The organism is Shewanella psychrotolerans (assembly GCF_019457595.1).
In the GTDB taxonomy this organism is placed as follows: Bacteria; Pseudomonadota; Gammaproteobacteria; order Enterobacterales; family Shewanellaceae; genus Shewanella; species Shewanella psychrotolerans.
On sequence record NZ_CP080419.1, the window covers coordinates 3,732,847 to 3,752,128 of the forward strand.

A 19,282-nucleotide genomic window follows, 5' to 3' on the forward strand; every position below is an offset into this window, starting at 1 on the left:
GATCATGCAGAAAATAAGATTGAGGCTATGCTTAAAGCTATTAGTTTTCTCTAAAAGCGATGAGCGAGAACATCATCTTATAGATCGCATATTAAGGTAAGCGAACTTTTCAATGCAAAATATGACCAAACAGCTACTCAAAAGCCCGATAGGCAGAAAACTGACTCTGTCTATTATCCTTTTTAGTTCGTTAATCACTTTGCTCACTACAGGCTTTCAACTGATCAATGACTATCGAAGTGATGTAAACCGAATTTCAAATCAATTCGAGAGTATAGAGAAGGTGAATCTCAATGTGATGGCCGCGAGTATTTGGGTTATCGACGAACGACTCATCAACACCCAAATCAATGGTTTAATTCAATTACCCGATATTACTTATATTTCGATAGAAGATGACAGTGGTCAGCAATGGCAAGCAGGTATAGCGACACCAGAAAACACCATTGAAAAGTCTTTTCCACTAACCTATATTTCAGGTGAACAGAGTATCAACGTCGGTACACTGACGGTACAAGCCGATTTGCAAGAGGTATACAATAAACTACTGGATCGGGCAATAATCATCCTATTGTCTAACGCCATTAAAACCTTCATTGTTGCTGGTTTTATTTTATTTTTAGTGTGGTTTTTGGTTACTCGCCATCTTCACAAACTCAGTGAATATAGCCAGAACATTGATTTAGATACTGATTTTGAACCCTTGGTTTTCGTCAAAAATAGCCATAAAAATGATGAGTTTTGGCTAGTGGCTGAAGCTATCAATCAAATGCAGCGGCAGCTTAGAACATCTTTTGACGATATCAAAAGGTCAAAACTCGAACTACAACAAGCCCTTGAAGATAGAGAAAGGCTACTCGAGCTTGAACGAAGCTATAAAGATGAGCTTGCAAGGCAAGTCAAAGAAAGAACAGCCGAACTAGAACAGTCGTTATTAATCTTAAAACGAGCGCAAGAAGTATTGGTCGAACAGGAAAAGATGGCAGCATTGGGAGGCTTAGTTTCGGGGGTTGCCCATGAGATAAATACACCTATAGGAATCTGCCTTACCGCAGCAAGCGCTCAACTTTCTTATGTCGAAGAACTTATCACGTTAATTCATAGTGAAAACGCCACACTAGAAGAGATCAATAGTATCTTATTGGAGTATCAACAAAGCTGTGAATTGATCATCAATAACATCACCCGCGCTAGCAGTTTAATTCAAAAATTTAAAACGATAGCAGCCGAACAAAGTCACGAAGAAAAACGCAGCATCAATGTGCAACAAGGACTGATAGAGCACCACGAATCAATGAAATTTATTTACGGTGCTCAACTTGTTAACGTCGACTATCACCTAGATCCCAATTTAACCGTCAGGACGAACCTAAGCCTCTTCAAACAGATCATCACTAACCTGTTTTCAAATGCTTATGCTCACGCATTCAAAAATCGAAACAATGGCAAACTACGTATCGATGCCAGTGTCGATAACCAACTCCTCACGATCAAAATTCAAGATGATGGCGAGGGGATCAGCCCCGAAGCAGCTGCCCACATATTCGAGCCGTTTTATACCACCACGCGCTCAGAAGGAGGAACAGGTCTTGGGTTATCGGCAGCATTCAATGCGGCAACCCTATTACAAGGCACGATGCGATACCTGCCAGAATGTGAGCTTGGCGGTGCATGCTTCGAAGTCAGCTTCCCTGTCGAAGTCGTGGAAATAGACTCATCAGAATTCATCCTAGCCAATAATCTTTAATATTAAATCACTAACTAACGGTATCGCATTGTGGTTAGCTTACAGATCTCAATAATCACTTCTGTCGCTTTTACCATTGATTGCAGACTAATAAACTCATGTTTACCGTGAAAATTATGCCCACCAGTAAACAGATTGGGACAAGGTAACCCCATGTATGACAGGCGGCTACCGTCAGTAGCGCCACGAATTGGCTCAATGATAGGTTCAACATCCACGTTCAACATAGCTTGCTTCGCGATTTCGATAACGTGCGGATACGGTATAAGTTGCTCGCGCATATTGTAGTAGCTATCAGTGATCTGCACACTCAACGCTCCTTGCTTAAGCGTTTGGTTATATCCCTCGACCTTTTCTGTTAACCAGAGCTTACGTTGCTCAAAAGCATCTAAGTCAAAATCGCGGATCAAGTATGTCAATTGTGCTTTTTCTGTAACACCATTCATCTCAATAAGATGGAAAAAGCCATCATAACCACGACTTTTCTCAGGTGTATCACCAACTGGCATTTGCGCATGGAAATTAGCCGCGATAGTTTGAGCATTGACCATCACACCAAAGGCTGTGCCAGGATGGCAGTTATTGCCTTGAGCAGTAACCACCGCGAGTGCACCGTTAAAGTTTTCACACTCTAAATGGCCAATAGCGCCACCGTCTACGGTATAAGCCCATTGAGAACCAAAACCGTCAACATCAAAATGATCGGTACCTCGGCCTATCTCCTCATCTGGCGTAAAACAGAGGTGAATATCACCGTGAACAGCACCGACCTCATTTTTGAGTGTGGCCAGCGCCGTAATAATCTCTGCAATTCCGGCTTTATCATCGGCGCCAAGTAAGCTATTGCCATCGGTTGTGATAAGGGTTTGGCCAATATAATGCGCTAATTCAGGAAACTCATCCGGAGATAAAAACTCATCTCCCCCAAGAGAGATCACGCTGCCGTCATAGGCTTCGATGATTTGTGGCTTTACATTAGCACCAGAAAAGTCGGGAGCAGTATCAAGATGTGCGATAAAACCGATAGCAGGTATATTAGCCACTGTGGCAGGGAGCACGGCGGTTAGATATCCCTTGTCCGATAGCGCTACATCACTAAAGCCGAGTTTAATTAGCTCTAACTTAAGTTGATCAGCTAAGGCAAGTTGCCCAAATGAACTCGGCACGCTAGTGCTTGATGAATTAGATTGAGTATCAAACTGAACATAACGCAAAAAACGATTAAGAAGAGCTTGTTTCATAAAAAAGACCTATAGAAAAATTCTCCTGAGTCTAACAAGCTCCATGAAGTTGTCTTTAGACCTTGATCAATCTTTAGCTAGCTTTGGCTGCGATTTTAGTCAGCACTCGACTCACTGCAACAAAACCAAAGGTTCCAGTGACTACGGTCACGGCGCCAAATCCCGATGCACAGTCCATACGCATACTCCCCTCTGCGGTCGCCTTTACATTACATACGCTACCATCGGACTGGGGATAAACTAACTGCTCAGTCGAAAATACAGCTTCGATACTAAAGCGACGTTGTACATTTTTCGAAAAATTATATTCACGCCTTAGTAGGTTTCTCACCTTAGCAAGCAAGGGATCTTGGTAGGTCTTGGCTAAGTCGGCAACCTGTACTTGAGTCGGATCGGTTTGGCCGCCAGCACCACCAACCGTCACAATTGGCAGCTTCTGACGTTTACACCAGGCGATTAAAGCTGTCTTAGGTTTAACCGCATCAATACAGTCAACAACATAGTCGAGACTTCCCCCCTGCTTCTTGCCATTAAAATAATCTCCTAAGTTATCGGCAGTAATAAAATCTTCGATTTCATTCACCTTACAATCAGGATTTATCTGGCGGATCCGCTCGGCCATCACCTCAACTTTAGATTCGCCAATTGTTTGTTTAAGCGCGTGTAATTGCCTGTTGGTATTCGTCACACATATATCATCGAGATCAATTAACGTGATCTCCCCGATACCGCTTCTAGCAAGTGATTCAGCCACCCAAGTGCCCACACCGCCAATGCCCACAACAGCAACATGGGACTGAGCAAATTGATGTAATGCTTTCACCCCATAAAGACGACCTATTCCAGCAAATCGGTTTAAGTACGGATCTGACAATGTTGGCTGGCTCAAATTGTGCTCCACAGGCAATAGGATAAAGGCACTGATTTTATCCTAATCATCCATAAAGCCAAAATAAAAATACCAGCAATAAGTGTTAACGAAACGGCAAACCTAATAAGTAGACGAAATAGCAATGTGAAAAATGTAATGACCAAGGTCAACCCAATGATTTTAAATGTAAAAAAAATAATAAACATCACACCAATTCACTAAAACGTGATCAGGATCAACCAGCAAAAATCTAAAAACATGCAAATATCTCCGCAAGATATGAAGGCTTACCTAACAAGAAAAAAGCACATCGAAACTCAGTGTGTCAAAAACAACATGGTCAGGTTGTCGAACCAACCTGTGCCTATATCACGATAAATAAACGCTCTGATAAAAGAGCATCACCGCTACAGGAAGATGATAATGAAAAAATCTGTTCTATCGGCAAGCATCATCGCAACACTCGCTGCTACCTCGTTTACCGCTCTCGCAAACGGCCCACAATTTTATGGCCGTGCCGATCTCGCTGTTACTCATTCTGATAATGGCATTGCAACCCAAAACCAAAAAGATGGCACTATTATAGAAAACAACTTCTCCTGGTTAGGGGTCAAGGGCAACGAAAAAATCAGCGATGGTCTTGAAGTGATCTATCAGATGGAATTTGGCGTTAGTAACTTTGATAACTCAGGCAAGACCTTTGCTGCACGTAACACCTACCTTGGTTTGAAAGGGGTTGGCGGTACAGGCCTCATTGGTCGCAACGACACTGTGTTTAAAGCTTCTGAAGGCGGCTTCGATTTATTTGGCAACACTAACTCAGATATCGACCTACTGGTTGCTGGTCAGTCGCGTACCGCTGACGGTATCACTTACTACTCACCGAAAATTGCTGACCTTTTGACCATAAACGCTACCTACCTAGTTGAAGACAATTATGTCACATACAATGGTGATGAGCGCGTCGCGCCAGACAGCATGTATGCCCTAAGTGCAACCTTTGGCGATAAGGCCCTCAAGGCACAACGTTACTATGTAGCTGCCGCCTATAACGAAAATATCGATGATGTAAAAGCTTACCGTGGTGTGGCTCAAGTCAAAGTCGGTAACTTCATCATTGGTGGTCTATACCAGAACAGTGAACATATTGACGCTAAATATGCCAACCTAGAGGGTGATACCTACTTCGTTAACGCTGCATACGTACTGGGCAATGTAAAAATTAAAGCCATGTTTGGTAGTGACGACTCAGGCCTAGGTAAATATGTCAGCCGTTTCGTGGGTAACGCCGATGGCGCAGGTATGGAAACCGTATCAGATGTCGATCTACAACAGTTCAGCATCGGCGCAGATTACCGCATCAGCAAGAGCACCCTGTTCTACGGCCACTACACCAAATATGATGGTGACCTGAAACTGACGGGTGTAACACAAGATCTTGGCGATGATATCGTCACCCTAGGTATGCGTTTCGACTTCTAGAGTTATTTTGTATAAAAATAAATCAAGCGGCCTTAGGGCCGCTTTTTTTGTGACACCAATCACACACACAGTGTTAACCCCGCTCTTCTCTGCATATTTTCTATACATTTCAATGCATTTATTAGCAAACAAACTACAATTTTAGCGTCTACTTATTAAGTTTTAGTTCAGTTTGACCTTCAACCCGATCTACCTCTTTATAAGTAGATGAAAAGCTAGGGTTTTACAAATTTAGTATTAATTTTGTACAAGGCGGTTAAATTGTTCACAAATTAGCTTTAAACCTAACGTGAATAGATAAAAATTTGATCTACACCACAATTTTAATGACATAAAACTGTAAACTTCGAGCCAACTTTGTTACGAGAATGGACACTCGGAGCAAATTATAGAAACTATGTTAATAACCATTAAAAAATGGAAAAGAACTCAGTTCTTGGGAGCACAACACATGAAAAAATCTCTAATCTCTGCATCAATTGCATCTGTACTTACTCTAGCTTCATTCGGTGCGCTAGCCGATGGCCCAGGCTTCTACGGTCGTTTAGACCTTTCAGTTACAAACTCTGATACAGGTGTAACTACGCAAGAAGGCAAAGAAGGCACGGTTATCGAAAACAACTTCTCAAACCTTGGTGTTAAAGGTAGCGAAAAGATTTCTGACGGTGTAGATGTTATCTACCAAATGGAATTCCAAGTAGAGAATACTTCTTCTAAAGGCGACGTATTTAAAGCTCGTAACACTTTCCTAGGTCTTAAGAGCGCTGCAGGTACATTGCTTGTTGGTCGTAACGACACTGTTTTCAAACAGTCTGAAGGTGGCATCGACCTATTCGGTAACTCAAATGCCGATATCGACCGCTTAGTAGGCGGACAGACTCGTAGCGCTGACGGCTTCTGGTACTACTCACCACGTATCGCTAACATTCTGACTATCAACGCTACTTACCTAATGGAAGACAACAACCAAGCTGGTGTTGAAGATCCAGAAAATCAGTATGCAGTCAGTGCAACACTTGGTGACAAGAAGTTCAAAGAACAAAGCTACTACCTAGCATTCGCTTACAACAAAGGCATCTCTAACATTGATGCTTATCGTGGCGTGGTTCAAGTCAAGGTTGGCGACTTTAAAGTTGGCGGTCTGTTCCAAAACTCTGAAAGCATTGCTGATGGTTCTGAAGACAACAACACTTACCTAGTTAACCTAGCTTACAACCTAAACGGCGTAAATCTAAAAGCTGAATATGGTGTAGATGAAGCAGGCTTCGGTAAGTACTCTAAGCAAGCTCAACAAGGTTCTGACATCAATGTGACTAACTTCACCATCGGTGCTGACTACCGTGTAGCTAAGTCTACGCTAGTCTATGGCCACTATGCGATGTACGAAGGCGATTACAAAGTTGCTGGTCTTAAAACTGACCTAGCTGATGATGACATCTTCACTGTTGGTATTCGTTACGACTTCTAATCATCTTACCTAAGACATAGATGCTAAAAGGCGACCTAAGGTCGCCTTTTTTATATCCTTAAAGTTAGTCATATTAATATCGCTAACTGATAAGAGCCCTAAATAAGTTAACCTTTACGAGTCAATCGATATACAGACTCAGTTAACCAAGGCACCTGTTTTTTCACAAAGCTTGGATTGTCAGCCAGCACATCCTCGGTATGTAGCAGCTCAATCTCAAAATGCTCACTCATGTGCTCCATAATCCAGTCGTTAGATACCGCAAATGGCGGGCCAGTTAGCGTCTCTTGAGGATAATCTAATGTAATAAGTAACCCTATACTCTTGGGAGGAAGAAGTTTCGCTAACTGCAGCACATATTGGCGGCGCATCTCATCTGGCCAGGCAATGAGTGCCGCCCTATCGTAAAAGGCCGAAATATCTTCCAATAGGTGAGCCGGTAAGGTAAATAGATCGCCCTGATAAATAGCGACTTGCTCTGTGCGATAAAGCGTATGATCCGCGAGTGCTTGAGCATCTACATCAAGCTGATTATCAGAAAAAAACTGCTCAACTGCGGTTTGACTAAGCTCGCAGCCAACAACATCTAGCCCTTGCTCTGCGAGAAAACAGAGATCTAAACTCTTACCGCATAGCGGCACAAAAACCTTGGCACCAGATTTAATATTTAACGAATCCCAATTATCGACTAATAAGGGATTAACCTCACCAAGGTGAAAGCCTATTTGCTGGGACGCCCATTTGTCATGCCAAAAACTTGGTTGCATCTCTCACTCCATTTAACCTAATACGGTGAATATTCACCGTACTCTAATAGTAAGTGGCACTAGACGCAAAAAATCTTATACAAATAACCGCTGGTCATTACTGAGGGTTTAATACCTTCTGTACTCGCCTGAGCCAAACACAATTTTCGCATTCGCAGTTGCGTCTTGATAAATGATGTGGCGTGAGGCTCGAATCGATAAAGTCGACCGCGATGAGCAGTTGCTGCCTTAACTCTTGTACCGATTTTCGCTCAACAGCGACTAACTCGTCATTGTGGTTCATCCAAGTGCATTCCATCCCCTGGTGACAGTGGATGCATTGGGGGTCAGTGCTATTAAAGAAACCTGCATGGGGACAAAACTTCAGTTCCATCGACTGCACGATACGTTTTCTAGGATATTCCAACAGCTCAATTAATAGGGCTTTGTCAGGTTCCGTCATCACACCCTCCTCACTCATCGGGTATTACTCTTTATTTAGAGGCTTAATTTTATATTAGCTTCAGGTTACCTTTATGTGTATGTAGCAGGATTGATGTAGGTCAATATCTACAACGAAAATATCGGTTAGGGCTCACAGTGATGAAAAATCTAGCTATTGTGCACTAGACCGTGTTCTTGCTATAAAAACATATCGATTTGTAAAGATGTCACTCATGCCTAATTCAAGCAATCCAACACCAGAGTTGCAGCACTTTTATATCTCAGAAGAGCAATCAATTTATCTATTGAAGGCCGATGATGCTCGTAAACACAGAGCATGGATTCGTTTGTGTAAACAGCAATTAACTAAGTTGGGTTACAGCGACATTGAGTTAGTCGGTAAAGGCGCTTATGGCTTTGTATTTGCTGGAGTAGATAAGCAGCACAATGCCCATGTCTTTAAATTTTCTCGACTGACGTTACCGCAACATATTCAAGATCGCTTAGAAGAGGAAGCCTTCATGCTATCTCAGGTGATCCACCCCAATGTGCCTCCCGTGATTAAATTCGAGCACGTCGGTAAGCAAGGTATTTTAGTCATGGCGAGAGCGCCGGGTGAAGATCTCGACAAGCTTTGTAAACGTCTCGGCGCACTCCCCGTAGGCATAGTTGTTAGTATCGCCCGTCAACTCGCTCATATATTGCATTATCTGCACAATGGTCGTCCGTTAGTCCACGGAGACATTAAGCCATCAAACCTTGTCTATGATATGAAAACCAATCATCTATCCTTGATCGACTGGGGATCAGCGGTTTTTGCCCAGCGTGATGGCAATGGCAATCCAGTCAATGGCAATGTTATGGATCTGCTATCGAGCGATCAACAACATACCAACGCCCGTATGGGCGATGTCTATTTTATTGGCGATGAGCAACTCAATGGCGCGCTCTCAAGCCCAAGGTTTGATGAACAAGGTGCAGCCGCAACGCTATACGCATTAGCTTCAGGTCAAGCCAGTCGCTTTGGTAGTAAGGTTATTCCTGCCACCAGCATCGGCTTACCCATAGAGTTGGCAAAAACCTTGGACGGCATGCTCAGTGATGACCCTGTCACTCGAAACAAGGCGGGCGATTATTTTCTTAAAAGCATGGCTCATAGTCATAGATTGCATCTTCCCGAGTTACCAAAACCACCGCTACAAGCCGAGATCCCCGTATGGGAACTTGCTCGTGGCAAAGACGTTGAAACCGTGACTTACAGCTCCAGAAAGTCCTTCCTGAAAGAACACAACGCGGATGATCCCATTGCTAAAATGGACGATCTGCAATTAGAGAAATATTATCGCAATTTTATGGCTGGAATGGGCGATACAGAAAAGGGGTTCATCGCCGCTGTCGGTCGTGTAGGACAATACTCGCTTATGGGGGGAATTGCGATTCACTGGCAAGAGTCAGGGGTATTTATCGACTCAAACCTTGCAACTTACAATAGCGAAGAAAAACCCGCTTTAATACTCGCGGTCAACAACATGGTGACGTTAGCGAGAGGGATCCGCCGTATCGGCGTATTTAAAGCCTGCTTCTTTAATGCAAAAGACACATTACATTTAGAGCGAAGCGATATTAATCAACCATTTAAGCCCAGCCCAGAGCAGCAACTGCCTTTCGAAGTTGGTGATGTACCGTCGCTGGAAGACAAGTCGAGATTACATTCTTACTTTGAGGATGGACGCGATCCCGATGAAAACCTCGAACTACCAAAAGAGATCATGACCGAACTCGGTTGGATAAACCAGATCCATCATACTGGATGTATCATTTTCGAAGTGCTTCCCAAGCATATGAAGATCCACAGTTACCTTAGGCTACTCAACCCTAGAAAACAGGCCGCGTTTCGCGCTAGCCTAGATCGTATTCTCAGCCACGTCGATAAAATACAAGGAAAAGGGGTATCTGGTTTTATGAAGCTACCATACAAAAACACTCGCCGCTTCAACCATATAGATAGAAAACCTGATTTTTTCTATCCCAAGAACCCCAAAGCGATTAAAAATGAAGTTTAAACTTTAGGATCCTTCTTGTCGTCTAGCTGATGTGACTCCTCTTTTTTTTCTGATGGGTCGGGCTTACGTTCAAAGTCACCATCGAAGGTATTGCCATCATCACGAGTAAAAGGATCATCGCCAAATGGGGAGCGACCATTTTTTGAACCAAATCCACCGGCACCAAATCCCGCTTGAAAACCACCTTGGCTACTTACCTTTAATTGCATGCGCTTGTATAAAAAACCAGCGACTGGAACTCGAGTTATCGGCGTTAACAACAATAGACCGATAAAGTCAGTTACAAAGCCAGGGATAAGTAACAGCAATCCTGCTACAGCCAACATCATACCTTCGACAATCTCTTGCCCAGGCGCTTCGCCTCTAGCCAACTTTTGCTGCACCTGCATCAAGGTGCTTATTCCTTGACTGCGCACCAAAGACACCCCAACCACTGCTGTAAATAACACGAGACCAACGGTCGTCCAACTCCCTAGCGACTCGCCTACACGGATCAGTACATTCAACTCAATAACGGGCACGAGCACAAAAATAATTAGTAGAATAAAAAACACACTGACCTCGCAAAAGAAAATTTTTCTTAATTCATTGAAAACTAAATGGGGGCAATCTGGTCTACTTTCAAGCTAGTCGATAAAAACCGCGGTTTCAACTCGGCTAAGCTAACTTGGATAAGCTCACTATTTTAGTCATAGCTTAATGCAAGACAACGGTAAAAGACGTAAAGTATCCCACAGCATTCATCCCGATGAGACTGATAGGATGAAGTTTACACTCTTTGACTTAAAACAGCTTTAAAACCCAATGCGAGAAAGACGATCGACATCATGCATAACAGCTATTTATTAGTCATAACAACGTGCCCAGATAAAGAGATTGCAGGCAATATCGCGCGGGCATTAGTGAGCGCTAAACTTGCGGCGTGCGTACAGATATCATCGCCTGTGATCTCTGTTTACTCATGGCAGGACGAGTTATGCCAAGAGCCAGAGTTTTCATTGCAGATCAAATGTCATAGCCAACATTATAATGAGATCGCCAAACTGATACTCTCCATGCATCCCTATGATGTACCGGAGCTTATCGCCTTGGAAATCGCTAACGGCTCTCCTGCTTATTTAGATTGGATAAAAGAAACCACACAAATATGAAAAAAATACTGTTCCTTTTTCTCTCGTCACTGTTATTACTTGCCCCCGCGGTTCAAAGTGAAGGCATTTTCAGCAGTAATAAATTTGGCTTTCTAAAAGACGAACCTAAGTTGATGCCCGTCGATCAAGCTTTTGTATTCGACTTTAAGCAAGAGGGTGAGCAAGTCAAAGTCAGCTGGGTTATCGCCGATGGTTACTACATGTATCGCGATAAGCTTAAATTTGAAGCCGATGGCGCGACTCTAGGCGAAATACACTTGCCCCGCGGCAAGGCGCATACCGATGACTACTTTGGCGAGCAAGAGGTCTATTACTCTTATGTAGAAGTCCCTATCGCTATCAAACAAGCCTCTAGTGAAGGTACGCTGAACGTCACTTTTATGGGCTGTGCCGAGGGAAAACTCTGTTATCCACCAACCAAACGCAGCGCTGTCTTAGCTGAAGTCGTGGCAAACGACGGTGTACTGCCAGCTGCAGAGGCAAGCGCGAGCCAGAGCTTATCTACGCCCTCATCTGCCCAGCAAGCGACGACAACACCGATCACAGAGCAAGACACTCTGAGTCAGATGTTGGCTAATGACAGTCTTTTATGGACCTTAGTGATTTTCTTTGGCTTAGGCATCGGCCTCGCCTTGACCCCATGTGTATTTCCTATGTATCCCATTTTGTCAGGGATTATTGTCGGTCAAGGGGAGAAACTGTCAACTCGCAAAGCATTTACCCTCTCAATGGTTTATGTTCAAGGTATGGCTATTACCTACTCCCTACTTGGGTTAGTGGTGGCCTCTGCGGGAATGAAGTATCAAGCCGCCCTGCAACACCCTGCCGTGTTAGTGGTACTGGCTATTTTGTTCTTCGTGCTCAGTTTATCAATGTTTGGTCTTTATGACTTAAAACTGCCATCGAGCTGGCAGGAGAAGATGAATCGCTTCTCCAACAACCAGAAAGGCGGCAATATCGCTGGTGTGTTTATCATGGGGATCATCTCGGGCTTAGTCGCCTCTCCATGCACCACTGCACCGCTTTCAGGCGCACTCGTCTACGTGGCACAAACGGGCGACCTAATGCAGGGGTTCTTAGCCCTTTATGTCCTTAGTATGGGAATGGGGCTTCCTCTATTAATCATTGGTTCATCTGGCGGCAAGCTTTTACCAAGAGCGGGTGCGTGGATGGATATCATCAAGACCATTTTTGGTTTCCTATTAATCGCGGTATCAATTGTCATGCTCGGCCGTATCTGGACAGGTTTAGTGTCAGATCTACTTTGGGCTTTATGGGGCATTGCACTTGCTGGCTACTTAATGCATCAAAATAAGCTGACTGAGTTTAACTGGAAACAAACGGTTCGCTCGGTAACGCTATTGCTGATGCTATTGGCAAGCTTCTCCTATGGCTTTCAAGCGGTAATGAATAGCTTAGGTTTTCAATCTCACACCCTAAGCAGTGAGGGTCACGGAGTCACTCACAAAACCATTAAGTCTGTTGCCGATCTCGAAGCAGAAGTCGCTGCAGCAAAAGCCCAAGGCAGACCAGTAATGCTGGATCTTTATGCTGATTGGTGCGTTGCTTGTAAAGAGTTTGAAAACATTACCTTTAAAGATCCGGCGGTTCAACAACGTCTATCACAGATGATTTTTTTACAAGCCGATGTAACCAAGAGCGATGCGATTGACGTTGAACTGCTAGAACACTACAACGTATTAGGACTGCCAACACTACTCATGTTTGATGCAAGCGGTGAGCTACGTGATGAACTCAGGGTAACAGGCTTTATGAAGCCCGAAGCCTTTGCAGCCCATTTAGATCTGTTACTCGCTAAATAGCGCAATGATTTAACATCAACTTAAGCCTCCTTCGGGAGGCTTTTTGTTGTTAGCTTATCTTGTCCTCTATGGCAAAAGTATTATTTAACGCCGATTTTTTTCATTTATAGTTAACAGAAATCTTATACAATAAGAGATAGTTAACGCCACTCTCACCCCCTATTTCGAAGGAGTCACATGGAACCCGCCATTCTTATTATCACTTTAGTCTGCGGAATGTTGGTAAGTCGCGTAGGACTACCACCACTAATTGGCTATTTAGTGGCGGGGTTTGTACTGTTTCTTTTTGGTGTGCAAGAGGAAAGTCTGCCACTGTTAGAGCAATTAGCTAATCTTGGTGTAACTCTGCTACTGTTCGCTATTGGCTTAAAGCTGGATATAAAGAGCTTACTCAAAGCCGAGGTGTGGGCGGGATCGAGTCTTCACTTAATAGGCTCGATTCTTTTCCTCGTGCCGCTTCTTAAGCTGCTCGGACTATTAGGCCTTGAACAGCTAACAGGTCTTGAGTGGAATCAATTGGCCTTATTGGCCTTTGCATTGAGTTTTTCCAGTACCATTTTCGCGGTCAAAGTGCTTGAAGATAAAGGTGATATGCAATCACTTTATGGTCGTGTCGCTATTGGTATTTTGATCATGCAAGATATCTTCGCGGTACTCTTCTTGACCATATCTAAAGGTGATATCCCCTCTATTTGGGCGCTGAGCTTATTGCTTCTGCCCTTTGCCAAACCCCTTATCTACAAGGCATTCGATCGTGTCGGCCATGGTGAGCTGTTAGTCTTATTCGGATTGGTTATGGCCTTAGTGGTGGGCGCAGGCTTATTTGAACTGGTCGGCCTAAAACCTGATCTGGGGGCCTTGATTGTCGGTATCTTACTCGCGGGACATCCAAAATCATCGGAGCTTGCTAAGTCGCTATTTTATTTCAAAGAACTATTCTTAGTGGCCTTCTTCTTAACGGTTGGCCTCAATGGACTACCTAGCTTCTCTGATATCGGGCTCGCCGCCCTGTTGGTACTTATTGTACCGATTAAAATTGTGCTGTTTTTATACCTACTGACCTACTTTAAACTGCGCTCGCGCACCTCACTAATGACCTCTTTTAATTTAGGTAACTATAGTGAATTTGGTCTTATTGTCGCTGCTGTAGCCATTAATAAAGGTTGGTTACCTGCCCAGTGGATGATCATTTTAGCAGTTGCTTTGAGCTTAAGCTTTTTATTCGCAGCGCCACTTAACACAGCCTCAAACAGGTTATACCAACGTTTCCAATCAGGATTACGCAAATTAGAACGTCACCCATTACACCCAGAGGATCGTCAGATCCCTGTGGGTAATCCGCGCTTTCTCATTTTAGGTATGGGACGAATTGGTAGCGGTGCCTATGATGAACTAGCCAATAAATTCAGTGGTGACATTTTAGGTATTGAACATAAGCAGGAGTTAGTCGATTTCCACCGCAACGAAGGACGTAATGTTGTTAAGGGGGATGCATCCGATACTGACTTTTGGGAGAAACTTGAGCATGCGCCAAATTTAGAGCTAGTCTTGCTTGCCATGCCACACCATGCAGGAAACCTATTTGCAGTTGAACAACTTAAACGATTAAATTATCAAGGAAAATTAAGTGCCATTGTGCAATATAGTGAAGATGCAGTGCAACTTAAGGAATCGGGAGTGCATAGCGTATTTAATCTCTATGAAGCGGCTGGTGCTGGTTTCGTTGATCATGTAATCCAGGAGCTTGAGTCGGGTAAACAACATGAAGCCGACATCAATATCGAAGAGCCAACCCATGCTAGCTAAGCCGTAATATTAGTCTACCGCGGTGCTTGTCATTCTATCATCAGATGGTAAGCACCACTGGGCAGAGACTCCCATACCCTAAGTCCGCAATTCATATACCCAGTCTCCCCAATCGCTACTCACGGCGACTTATAAAAAACTCAGTTACAGCTGAGCTCAGTCGTGATATAAAAATCATAAGGAACGAATTACGGTGGTCATAATACCAATCAGTATGAGCCGTAAATGACACTGCCCCAAACGATGGTGCAGAGAGTGATAACTTTTTATGTGAGAAGCTTGAGAGCATGTCTAATCCCGCACAGCGCGCTAACAAATTATTTGTGCAAACCTTTGGTACCACTGCGGATGATCTCTATCTCGCCCCAGGGAGAGTGAACATAATTGGCGAACATACCGATTACAACGACGGTTTTGTATTGCCTGCGGCTATTAATTTTCACACCATAATAGCCATCAAACGACGCGAAGATGATCTGTTTCGAGCGGTATCTGATGTCTATCCAGGAAAAATCAACAGTTGGCGTTTTGGCCAAGAGGATCAAGTTCACCCTGAAAATGATTGGGCCAGCTACCTCAAAGGATTTACCGCAGCGCTAGCCGCTTCAGGACTTCCCGCTAAAGGAATGGACCTAGCTGTAGTGGGTAATGTGCCCCTTGGCGCAGGACTGGCCTCGTCGGCGGCCTTAGAGCTGGCCTTTGGCACCGCCGTGAATGAGAGCAGTCAATTACGGCTTTCACCATTGGCAGTGGCACAGATGGCGCAGCGCGGCGAAAACCAATATATTGGTAGCGCTAGCGGCATAATGGACCATATGATCAGTGCTCTGGGTGAGCAAGATCATGCACTATTAATCGATTGTGAAGACCTTGATAGTGAACCTGTCCCCATTCCTGAAAGTTTAAGCCTAATTATTGTCAACTCTAACGTGCCGCGAGGCGATTTTGACGCCGAATATAATCTGCGTCACGATCAATGCGAACAAGTGGCCACTCATTTTGGTGTTGAGAGTCTGCGCCATTTAGAGCTCAGTATGCTAGAGGCTGCGGCATCAGAACTCTCAGAGGTAAATTATCGACGAGCACATCATGTGCTAACAGAAAACCGTCGCACTCAAAATGCAGCCCACGCGTTGCAGGCGGGTAATATCGCGAAACTTAGCGAACTCATGGCACAATCTCATGCATCGATGAGAGATGATTTTGAAATAACCACGCCAGAAATCGACACCTTAGTAGAGATCATCGCCAAAGTGGTTGGCACACAAGGTGGTGTACGCATGACAGGTAGAGGATTTGGCGGATGCGTGGTGGCTTTAGTTGAACATGAACTGAGTGATGCCGTGGTAGATGCAATAGAAACGCAATACCAAGCCAAGACGAATCTTGAACCAACGGTGTATCTATGTTCAGCAAGCGATGGTGCGACCCGACTTGATGACGAGCTTTATGAGTTTTAACCTCCGAATACGTATTCAACCTTAACCAACTAAGTTAAAAAATAAAATGAGCCCAAACGGCTCTTTTTATTATAGAAAGGATAACAAATGGTTCGTTTTCGTTCACTAGATGCCTGGCAAGATCCAAGAGGTGGCCAGATTGAACGCATTAACATTGATAACGGCATAATCGCATTGGAAGTGCTAAGTTTAGGCGGAATTATTCGCTCTTTCTGGGCGCCAGATAATAAAGGGGAACGTAGCAATATTGTATTAGGATGCGATAGTGTGGAAGACTACCTCAAGCAAAATGCCCATCTAGGCGCTGTCGTTGGGCGCTACGCTAACCGTATTTCAGGTGCTAGCATCACCCAAGATAACATTCACTATGAGTTAAATAACAATCATCAAGACAATTGTCTACATGGCGGAGAGCAAGGGTTTAATCGAAAGCAATGGCATATGGGTCAGCTTCCAGACGGCGTTAGACTCAGCTTGTTTAGCCCAGATGGTGACATGGGCTTTCCTGGTAATTGTAATATTCAACTAGATTATCGCCTAGTGGCGAATAACCTCTATGTTGAAATCTTTGCTGTGACCGATAAGCCTTGCCCTATCAGTCTGACGCAACACAGTTATTTCAATCTCGAAGGCGCTAATCATCAAAGCAATGGCGAACACTCAATTGAACTGACATCTGAACACTATCTCGAGAGTAATGATCAAGGGATCCCTGTCGGGATAAACCCTGTTGCAAATACGATTTTCGACCTCAGAGAAGGCCGTCGATTTAGTGAATTACAACAAGCACTCCCTCTCTCTGTGACCTCTGGAATTGACCACTGTTTTCTCACGCCAAACTATGAACCCAACACCTTGAATCAGGTAGCGACCGTAAGCACACCACATTCAGGCAGACGTCTGACACTCCACACAAATCAGCCTGGTGTACAGGTTTATGGGGGCAATTTCTTAGAGGGCACTATAGGTAAACAAGGTAAAGCACTGAAATCTTATCAAGGCTTCTGTATTGAACCACAACAGCTACCCGATGCACCCAATCAAACAGTACTACCAGGAACACCTTGGGTTAAACCGGGGGAAGTTTATCATCACATCAGTCGATATCAATTTGAGACTAATGCCAGTTAATAACCACAACAACTGTGCTACATCAAGAGAGGGATTTTAGGCAAAGGCCTAGTTTAACTAGAACCTGATGCCTAAAATCCGCTTATCGACTTAACTCGAAGTTAAGGTCGATCGTCATCATCGGACCAATCATCAAAGTCATCATCTAAGCTATCGACTTCTAATTCAACATCATCGTCATCGTCGTCGGTGCTTACTTCAGGATCGACCTTAGGCTTTTTCGGTACCGGAGCAGGCTTGGCATGAATGGCTTCAACCCAACCAGCGTGCCGCTGCATAAACTCAGCTCGAGCAACTAGCCAATTAGCGTCATACTCGGCTTTCGCTGCCTTTAATTCCTCATCCGTTAGGTCGTGCAGATTGACCTTTACGATATCTTCTGCATATTCAATAACAGCATCTCTTGCCGTATTATAGAGATAAACCCGTCCGGCAGATGCCTCTGGGAACTCTTTATCATGAATGAGAATAGTGTTGCCTCGCGCAGTGCGGAGTTCACCATACCAGACAGGTTCTTTTGAAGTGTTATACATATATGCTAATACCCTTAAATCAACACATACCAATATAAAATTATTAAGCCGACCATGGTTAGCTCAGTCATTGTCATCGCACAAAATCAGACCGCAGCGATTATGTCCACATTCTTAATAAATAACGACAGAAATCAATAGCAAAATAGATCTATTTTTTTCAATTGCTATCAAATTGTGCACTCTACCGACACTAGTATCGAATTTAGCCGATCAAATCAGTTATTCAAGTTTTTTTTCTAATGATGACGAGAATCCACAATCCAAGCTTTGAACAGGCTAAGTTACATCTTCAGCAGCCATTTTAAGCACAATCTTGCCATAGTGTCTGCCAGACTCCATTAGCTGATGAGCCTCGGCCACCTTGTCAAAACTAAATTCAGCAAAAATATGCGGTACTAGCGGCTCCGCTTGACTCGTTAAAAATAGTGGCCAAACATCTGTTAACAGTCTTTTGGCAATACGAGCTTTAGCCTCAATCGATTGCGGCCTCAAGGTAGCCCCAGTCCACGTGATACGTTTTGACATCAGTCGAAACACATCAACCGAGGCCGTTGGGCCGCGCAGCAATGCAATGGTCACCAGACGCCCCTCTACCGCTAAGGCCTTCAAGTTAAGATTAATCATATCGCCTGATGCCATATCGAGCGCCACATCAACCCCATCTGGTGCTACAGCAAGGAGCTGCTCAAGCAAGTCTGTATCATGATAATTAAAGGCATAATCTGCGCCGAGTTGCTTGCAATAATCACATTTATCTTGGCTACCTGAAGTTGCAATCACCTTAATGCCAAACTGCTTAGCTAACGCGATCGCCGCAGAACCGATACCACCAGAACCACCATGAATTAACACGGTTTCACCAGCCTTTAAGGCTCCACGCATAAACAAGTGGCCCCAAACGGTAAAAAAGGTCTCTGGCAAAGCCGCAGCTTGAGCAAGCGTTAGACCTGAGGGTATAGGCAAACAGTGACTGCCCCAAGTAACAACATATTCGCTATAGCCGGCACCAGGCACTAACGCACATACCACATCTCCAACCTGCCATTGACTTACCGAGTCACCGACTGCAACAATAGTACCTGACACTTCGAGGCCTAAAACCTCGCTAGCACCCGGTGGCGGTGGATACATTCCTTTTCGCTGTGCGATGTCTGGGCCATTGACTCCTGCGTAGCTCACCTTTATCAATACCTGCTCCGAATCAACCTTTGGCACGTTGCTCTCTGCGATATACAACACCTCAGGACCACCAGCTTGATCAAATATTATCTGTTTACAGCTATCTGTTTGTTCGGCCATTAGACACCTCAAGT

Annotated in this window: 16 protein-coding genes; 9 read left to right on the plus strand and 7 right to left on the minus strand. The window is 44.1% G+C overall.

Annotated elements, in window-relative coordinates:
• The first annotated feature begins 112 nt into the window (after positions 1-112).
• Positions 113-1,747 (plus strand): sensor histidine kinase, encoded by a 1,635-nt coding sequence (locus K0I62_RS16415; RefSeq protein ID WP_220069128.1) that lies wholly within the window; start codon positions 113-115, stop codon positions 1,745-1,747.
• Between the two features lie 14 nt (positions 1,748-1,761).
• Here K0I62_RS16415 and pepT read toward each other — a convergent pair whose 3' ends face one another.
• Both pepT and tcdA read right to left on the minus strand, forming a co-directional pair.
• Positions 1,762-2,988, minus strand: coding sequence for a peptidase T (gene pepT / locus K0I62_RS16420; RefSeq protein WP_220069129.1), 1,227 nt, complete (start codon positions 2,986-2,988; stop codon positions 1,762-1,764).
• 73 nt (positions 2,989-3,061) lie between these two features.
• Positions 3,062-3,862 (minus strand): tRNA cyclic N6-threonylcarbamoyladenosine(37) synthase TcdA, encoded by an 801-nt coding sequence (tcdA, locus tag K0I62_RS16425; RefSeq protein WP_220071426.1) that lies wholly within the window; start codon positions 3,860-3,862, stop codon positions 3,062-3,064.
• A gap of 420 nt (positions 3,863-4,282) precedes the next feature.
• Here tcdA and K0I62_RS16430 point away from each other — a divergent pair, with 420 nt between their 5' ends.
• Together K0I62_RS16430 and K0I62_RS16435 are read left to right on the plus strand one after the other, a co-directional pair.
• Entirely contained in the window at positions 4,283-5,341 is a 1,059-nt protein-coding gene (locus tag K0I62_RS16430) for a porin (protein WP_220069130.1), read from the plus strand.
• 451 nt (positions 5,342-5,792) lie between these two features.
• On the plus strand, positions 5,793-6,809 hold the full coding sequence (locus tag K0I62_RS16435) for a porin (RefSeq protein ID WP_220069131.1): 1,017 nt from the start codon (positions 5,793-5,795) through the stop codon (positions 6,807-6,809).
• 107 nt (positions 6,810-6,916) lie between these two features.
• Here the strand turns inward: K0I62_RS16435 and K0I62_RS16440 are convergent, their stop codons facing one another.
• Together K0I62_RS16440 and K0I62_RS16445 are read right to left on the minus strand one after the other, a co-directional pair.
• Positions 6,917-7,576 carry a thiopurine S-methyltransferase gene (locus K0I62_RS16440; RefSeq protein WP_220069132.1) on the minus strand — a complete coding sequence of 220 codons (660 nt, stop codon included), beginning with the start codon at positions 7,574-7,576 and terminating at the stop codon, positions 6,917-6,919.
• Between the two features lie 97 nt (positions 7,577-7,673).
• Positions 7,674-8,018, minus strand: coding sequence for a hypothetical protein (locus K0I62_RS16445; RefSeq protein WP_220069133.1), 345 nt, complete (start codon positions 8,016-8,018; stop codon positions 7,674-7,676).
• 214 nt (positions 8,019-8,232) lie between these two features.
• On the opposite strand from K0I62_RS16445, the gene K0I62_RS16450 reads away from it, so the two are divergent.
• The gene (locus K0I62_RS16450; RefSeq protein WP_220069134.1) at positions 8,233-10,062 is read left to right on the plus strand and encodes a protein kinase domain-containing protein; all 1,830 of its coding nucleotides are present in this window, start codon (positions 8,233-8,235) and stop codon (positions 10,060-10,062) included.
• Here K0I62_RS16450 and K0I62_RS16455 read toward each other — a convergent pair.
• Positions 10,059-10,616 carry an FxsA family protein gene (locus K0I62_RS16455; RefSeq protein ID WP_220069135.1) on the minus strand — a complete coding sequence of 186 codons (558 nt, stop codon included), beginning with the start codon at positions 10,614-10,616 and terminating at the stop codon, positions 10,059-10,061. The genes K0I62_RS16450 and K0I62_RS16455 overlap by 4 nt on opposite strands.
• Before the next feature lie 273 nt (positions 10,617-10,889).
• Here K0I62_RS16455 and cutA point away from each other — a divergent pair, with 273 nt between their 5' ends.
• The 5 genes from cutA to K0I62_RS16480 all read left to right on the plus strand — a co-directional run bounded on the left by cutA (position 10,890) and on the right by K0I62_RS16480 (position 17,433).
• The gene (cutA, locus tag K0I62_RS16460) at positions 10,890-11,213 is read left to right on the plus strand and encodes a divalent-cation tolerance protein CutA (RefSeq protein ID WP_220069136.1); all 324 of its coding nucleotides are present in this window, start codon (positions 10,890-10,892) and stop codon (positions 11,211-11,213) included.
• A complete protein-coding gene (locus tag K0I62_RS16465; RefSeq protein WP_220069137.1) occupies positions 11,210-13,036 on the plus strand; it encodes a protein-disulfide reductase DsbD in 1,827 nt (608 codons plus the stop codon). The genes cutA and K0I62_RS16465 overlap by 4 nt, the downstream gene beginning before the upstream one ends.
• Before the next feature lie 177 nt (positions 13,037-13,213).
• The gene (locus tag K0I62_RS16470; protein ID WP_220069138.1) at positions 13,214-14,842 is read left to right on the plus strand and encodes a cation:proton antiporter family protein; all 1,629 of its coding nucleotides are present in this window, start codon (positions 13,214-13,216) and stop codon (positions 14,840-14,842) included.
• A gap of 287 nt (positions 14,843-15,129) precedes the next feature.
• The gene (galK, locus tag K0I62_RS16475) at positions 15,130-16,302 is read left to right on the plus strand and encodes a galactokinase (RefSeq protein WP_220069139.1); all 1,173 of its coding nucleotides are present in this window, start codon (positions 15,130-15,132) and stop codon (positions 16,300-16,302) included.
• An 87-nt stretch (positions 16,303-16,389) separates the two neighbouring features.
• Entirely contained in the window at positions 16,390-17,433 is a 1,044-nt protein-coding gene (locus K0I62_RS16480; RefSeq protein WP_220069140.1) for an aldose epimerase family protein, read from the plus strand.
• A gap of 101 nt (positions 17,434-17,534) precedes the next feature.
• On the opposite strand, the gene K0I62_RS16485 is transcribed toward K0I62_RS16480, so the two are convergent.
• Positions 17,535-17,966, minus strand: a complete 432-nt coding sequence (locus tag K0I62_RS16485) for a hypothetical protein (protein WP_220069141.1) — start codon at positions 17,964-17,966, stop codon at positions 17,535-17,537.
• Positions 17,967-18,245: 279 nt separating this feature from the next.
• A complete protein-coding gene (locus tag K0I62_RS16490; RefSeq protein ID WP_220069142.1) occupies positions 18,246-19,268 on the minus strand; it encodes an NAD(P)H-quinone oxidoreductase in 1,023 nt (340 codons plus the stop codon).
• Between the last annotated feature and the right edge of the window lie 14 nt (positions 19,269-19,282).

Bases quoted from the DNA above. Each gene is read 5' to 3' on its own strand.
- K0I62_RS16490 (WP_220069142.1), bottom strand. From the start codon at position 19,268: ATGGCCGAACAAACAGATAGCTGTAAACAGATAATATTTGATCAAGCT.
- pepT (WP_220069129.1), bottom strand. From the start codon at position 2,988: ATGAAACAAGCTCTTCTTAATCGTTTTTTGCGTTATGTTCAGTTTGAT.
- K0I62_RS16450 (WP_220069134.1), top strand. From the start codon at position 8,233: ATGCCTAATTCAAGCAATCCAACACCAGAGTTGCAGCACTTTTATATC.
- K0I62_RS16430 (WP_220069130.1), top strand. From the start codon at position 4,283: ATGAAAAAATCTGTTCTATCGGCAAGCATCATCGCAACACTCGCTGCT.
- K0I62_RS16465 (WP_220069137.1), top strand. From the start codon at position 11,210: ATGAAAAAAATACTGTTCCTTTTTCTCTCGTCACTGTTATTACTTGCC.
- K0I62_RS16445 (WP_220069133.1), bottom strand. From the start codon at position 8,018: ATGACGGAACCTGACAAAGCCCTATTAATTGAGCTGTTGGAATATCCT.
- galK (WP_220069139.1), top strand. From the start codon at position 15,130: ATGTCTAATCCCGCACAGCGCGCTAACAAATTATTTGTGCAAACCTTT.
- K0I62_RS16485 (WP_220069141.1), bottom strand. From the start codon at position 17,966: ATGTATAACACTTCAAAAGAACCTGTCTGGTATGGTGAACTCCGCACT.
- K0I62_RS16440 (WP_220069132.1), bottom strand. From the start codon at position 7,576: ATGCAACCAAGTTTTTGGCATGACAAATGGGCGTCCCAGCAAATAGGC.
- K0I62_RS16470 (WP_220069138.1), top strand. From the start codon at position 13,214: ATGGAACCCGCCATTCTTATTATCACTTTAGTCTGCGGAATGTTGGTA.
- K0I62_RS16415 (WP_220069128.1), top strand. From the start codon at position 113: ATGCAAAATATGACCAAACAGCTACTCAAAAGCCCGATAGGCAGAAAA.
- cutA (WP_220069136.1), top strand. From the start codon at position 10,890: ATGCATAACAGCTATTTATTAGTCATAACAACGTGCCCAGATAAAGAG.
- K0I62_RS16435 (WP_220069131.1), top strand. From the start codon at position 5,793: ATGAAAAAATCTCTAATCTCTGCATCAATTGCATCTGTACTTACTCTA.
- K0I62_RS16480 (WP_220069140.1), top strand. From the start codon at position 16,390: ATGGTTCGTTTTCGTTCACTAGATGCCTGGCAAGATCCAAGAGGTGGC.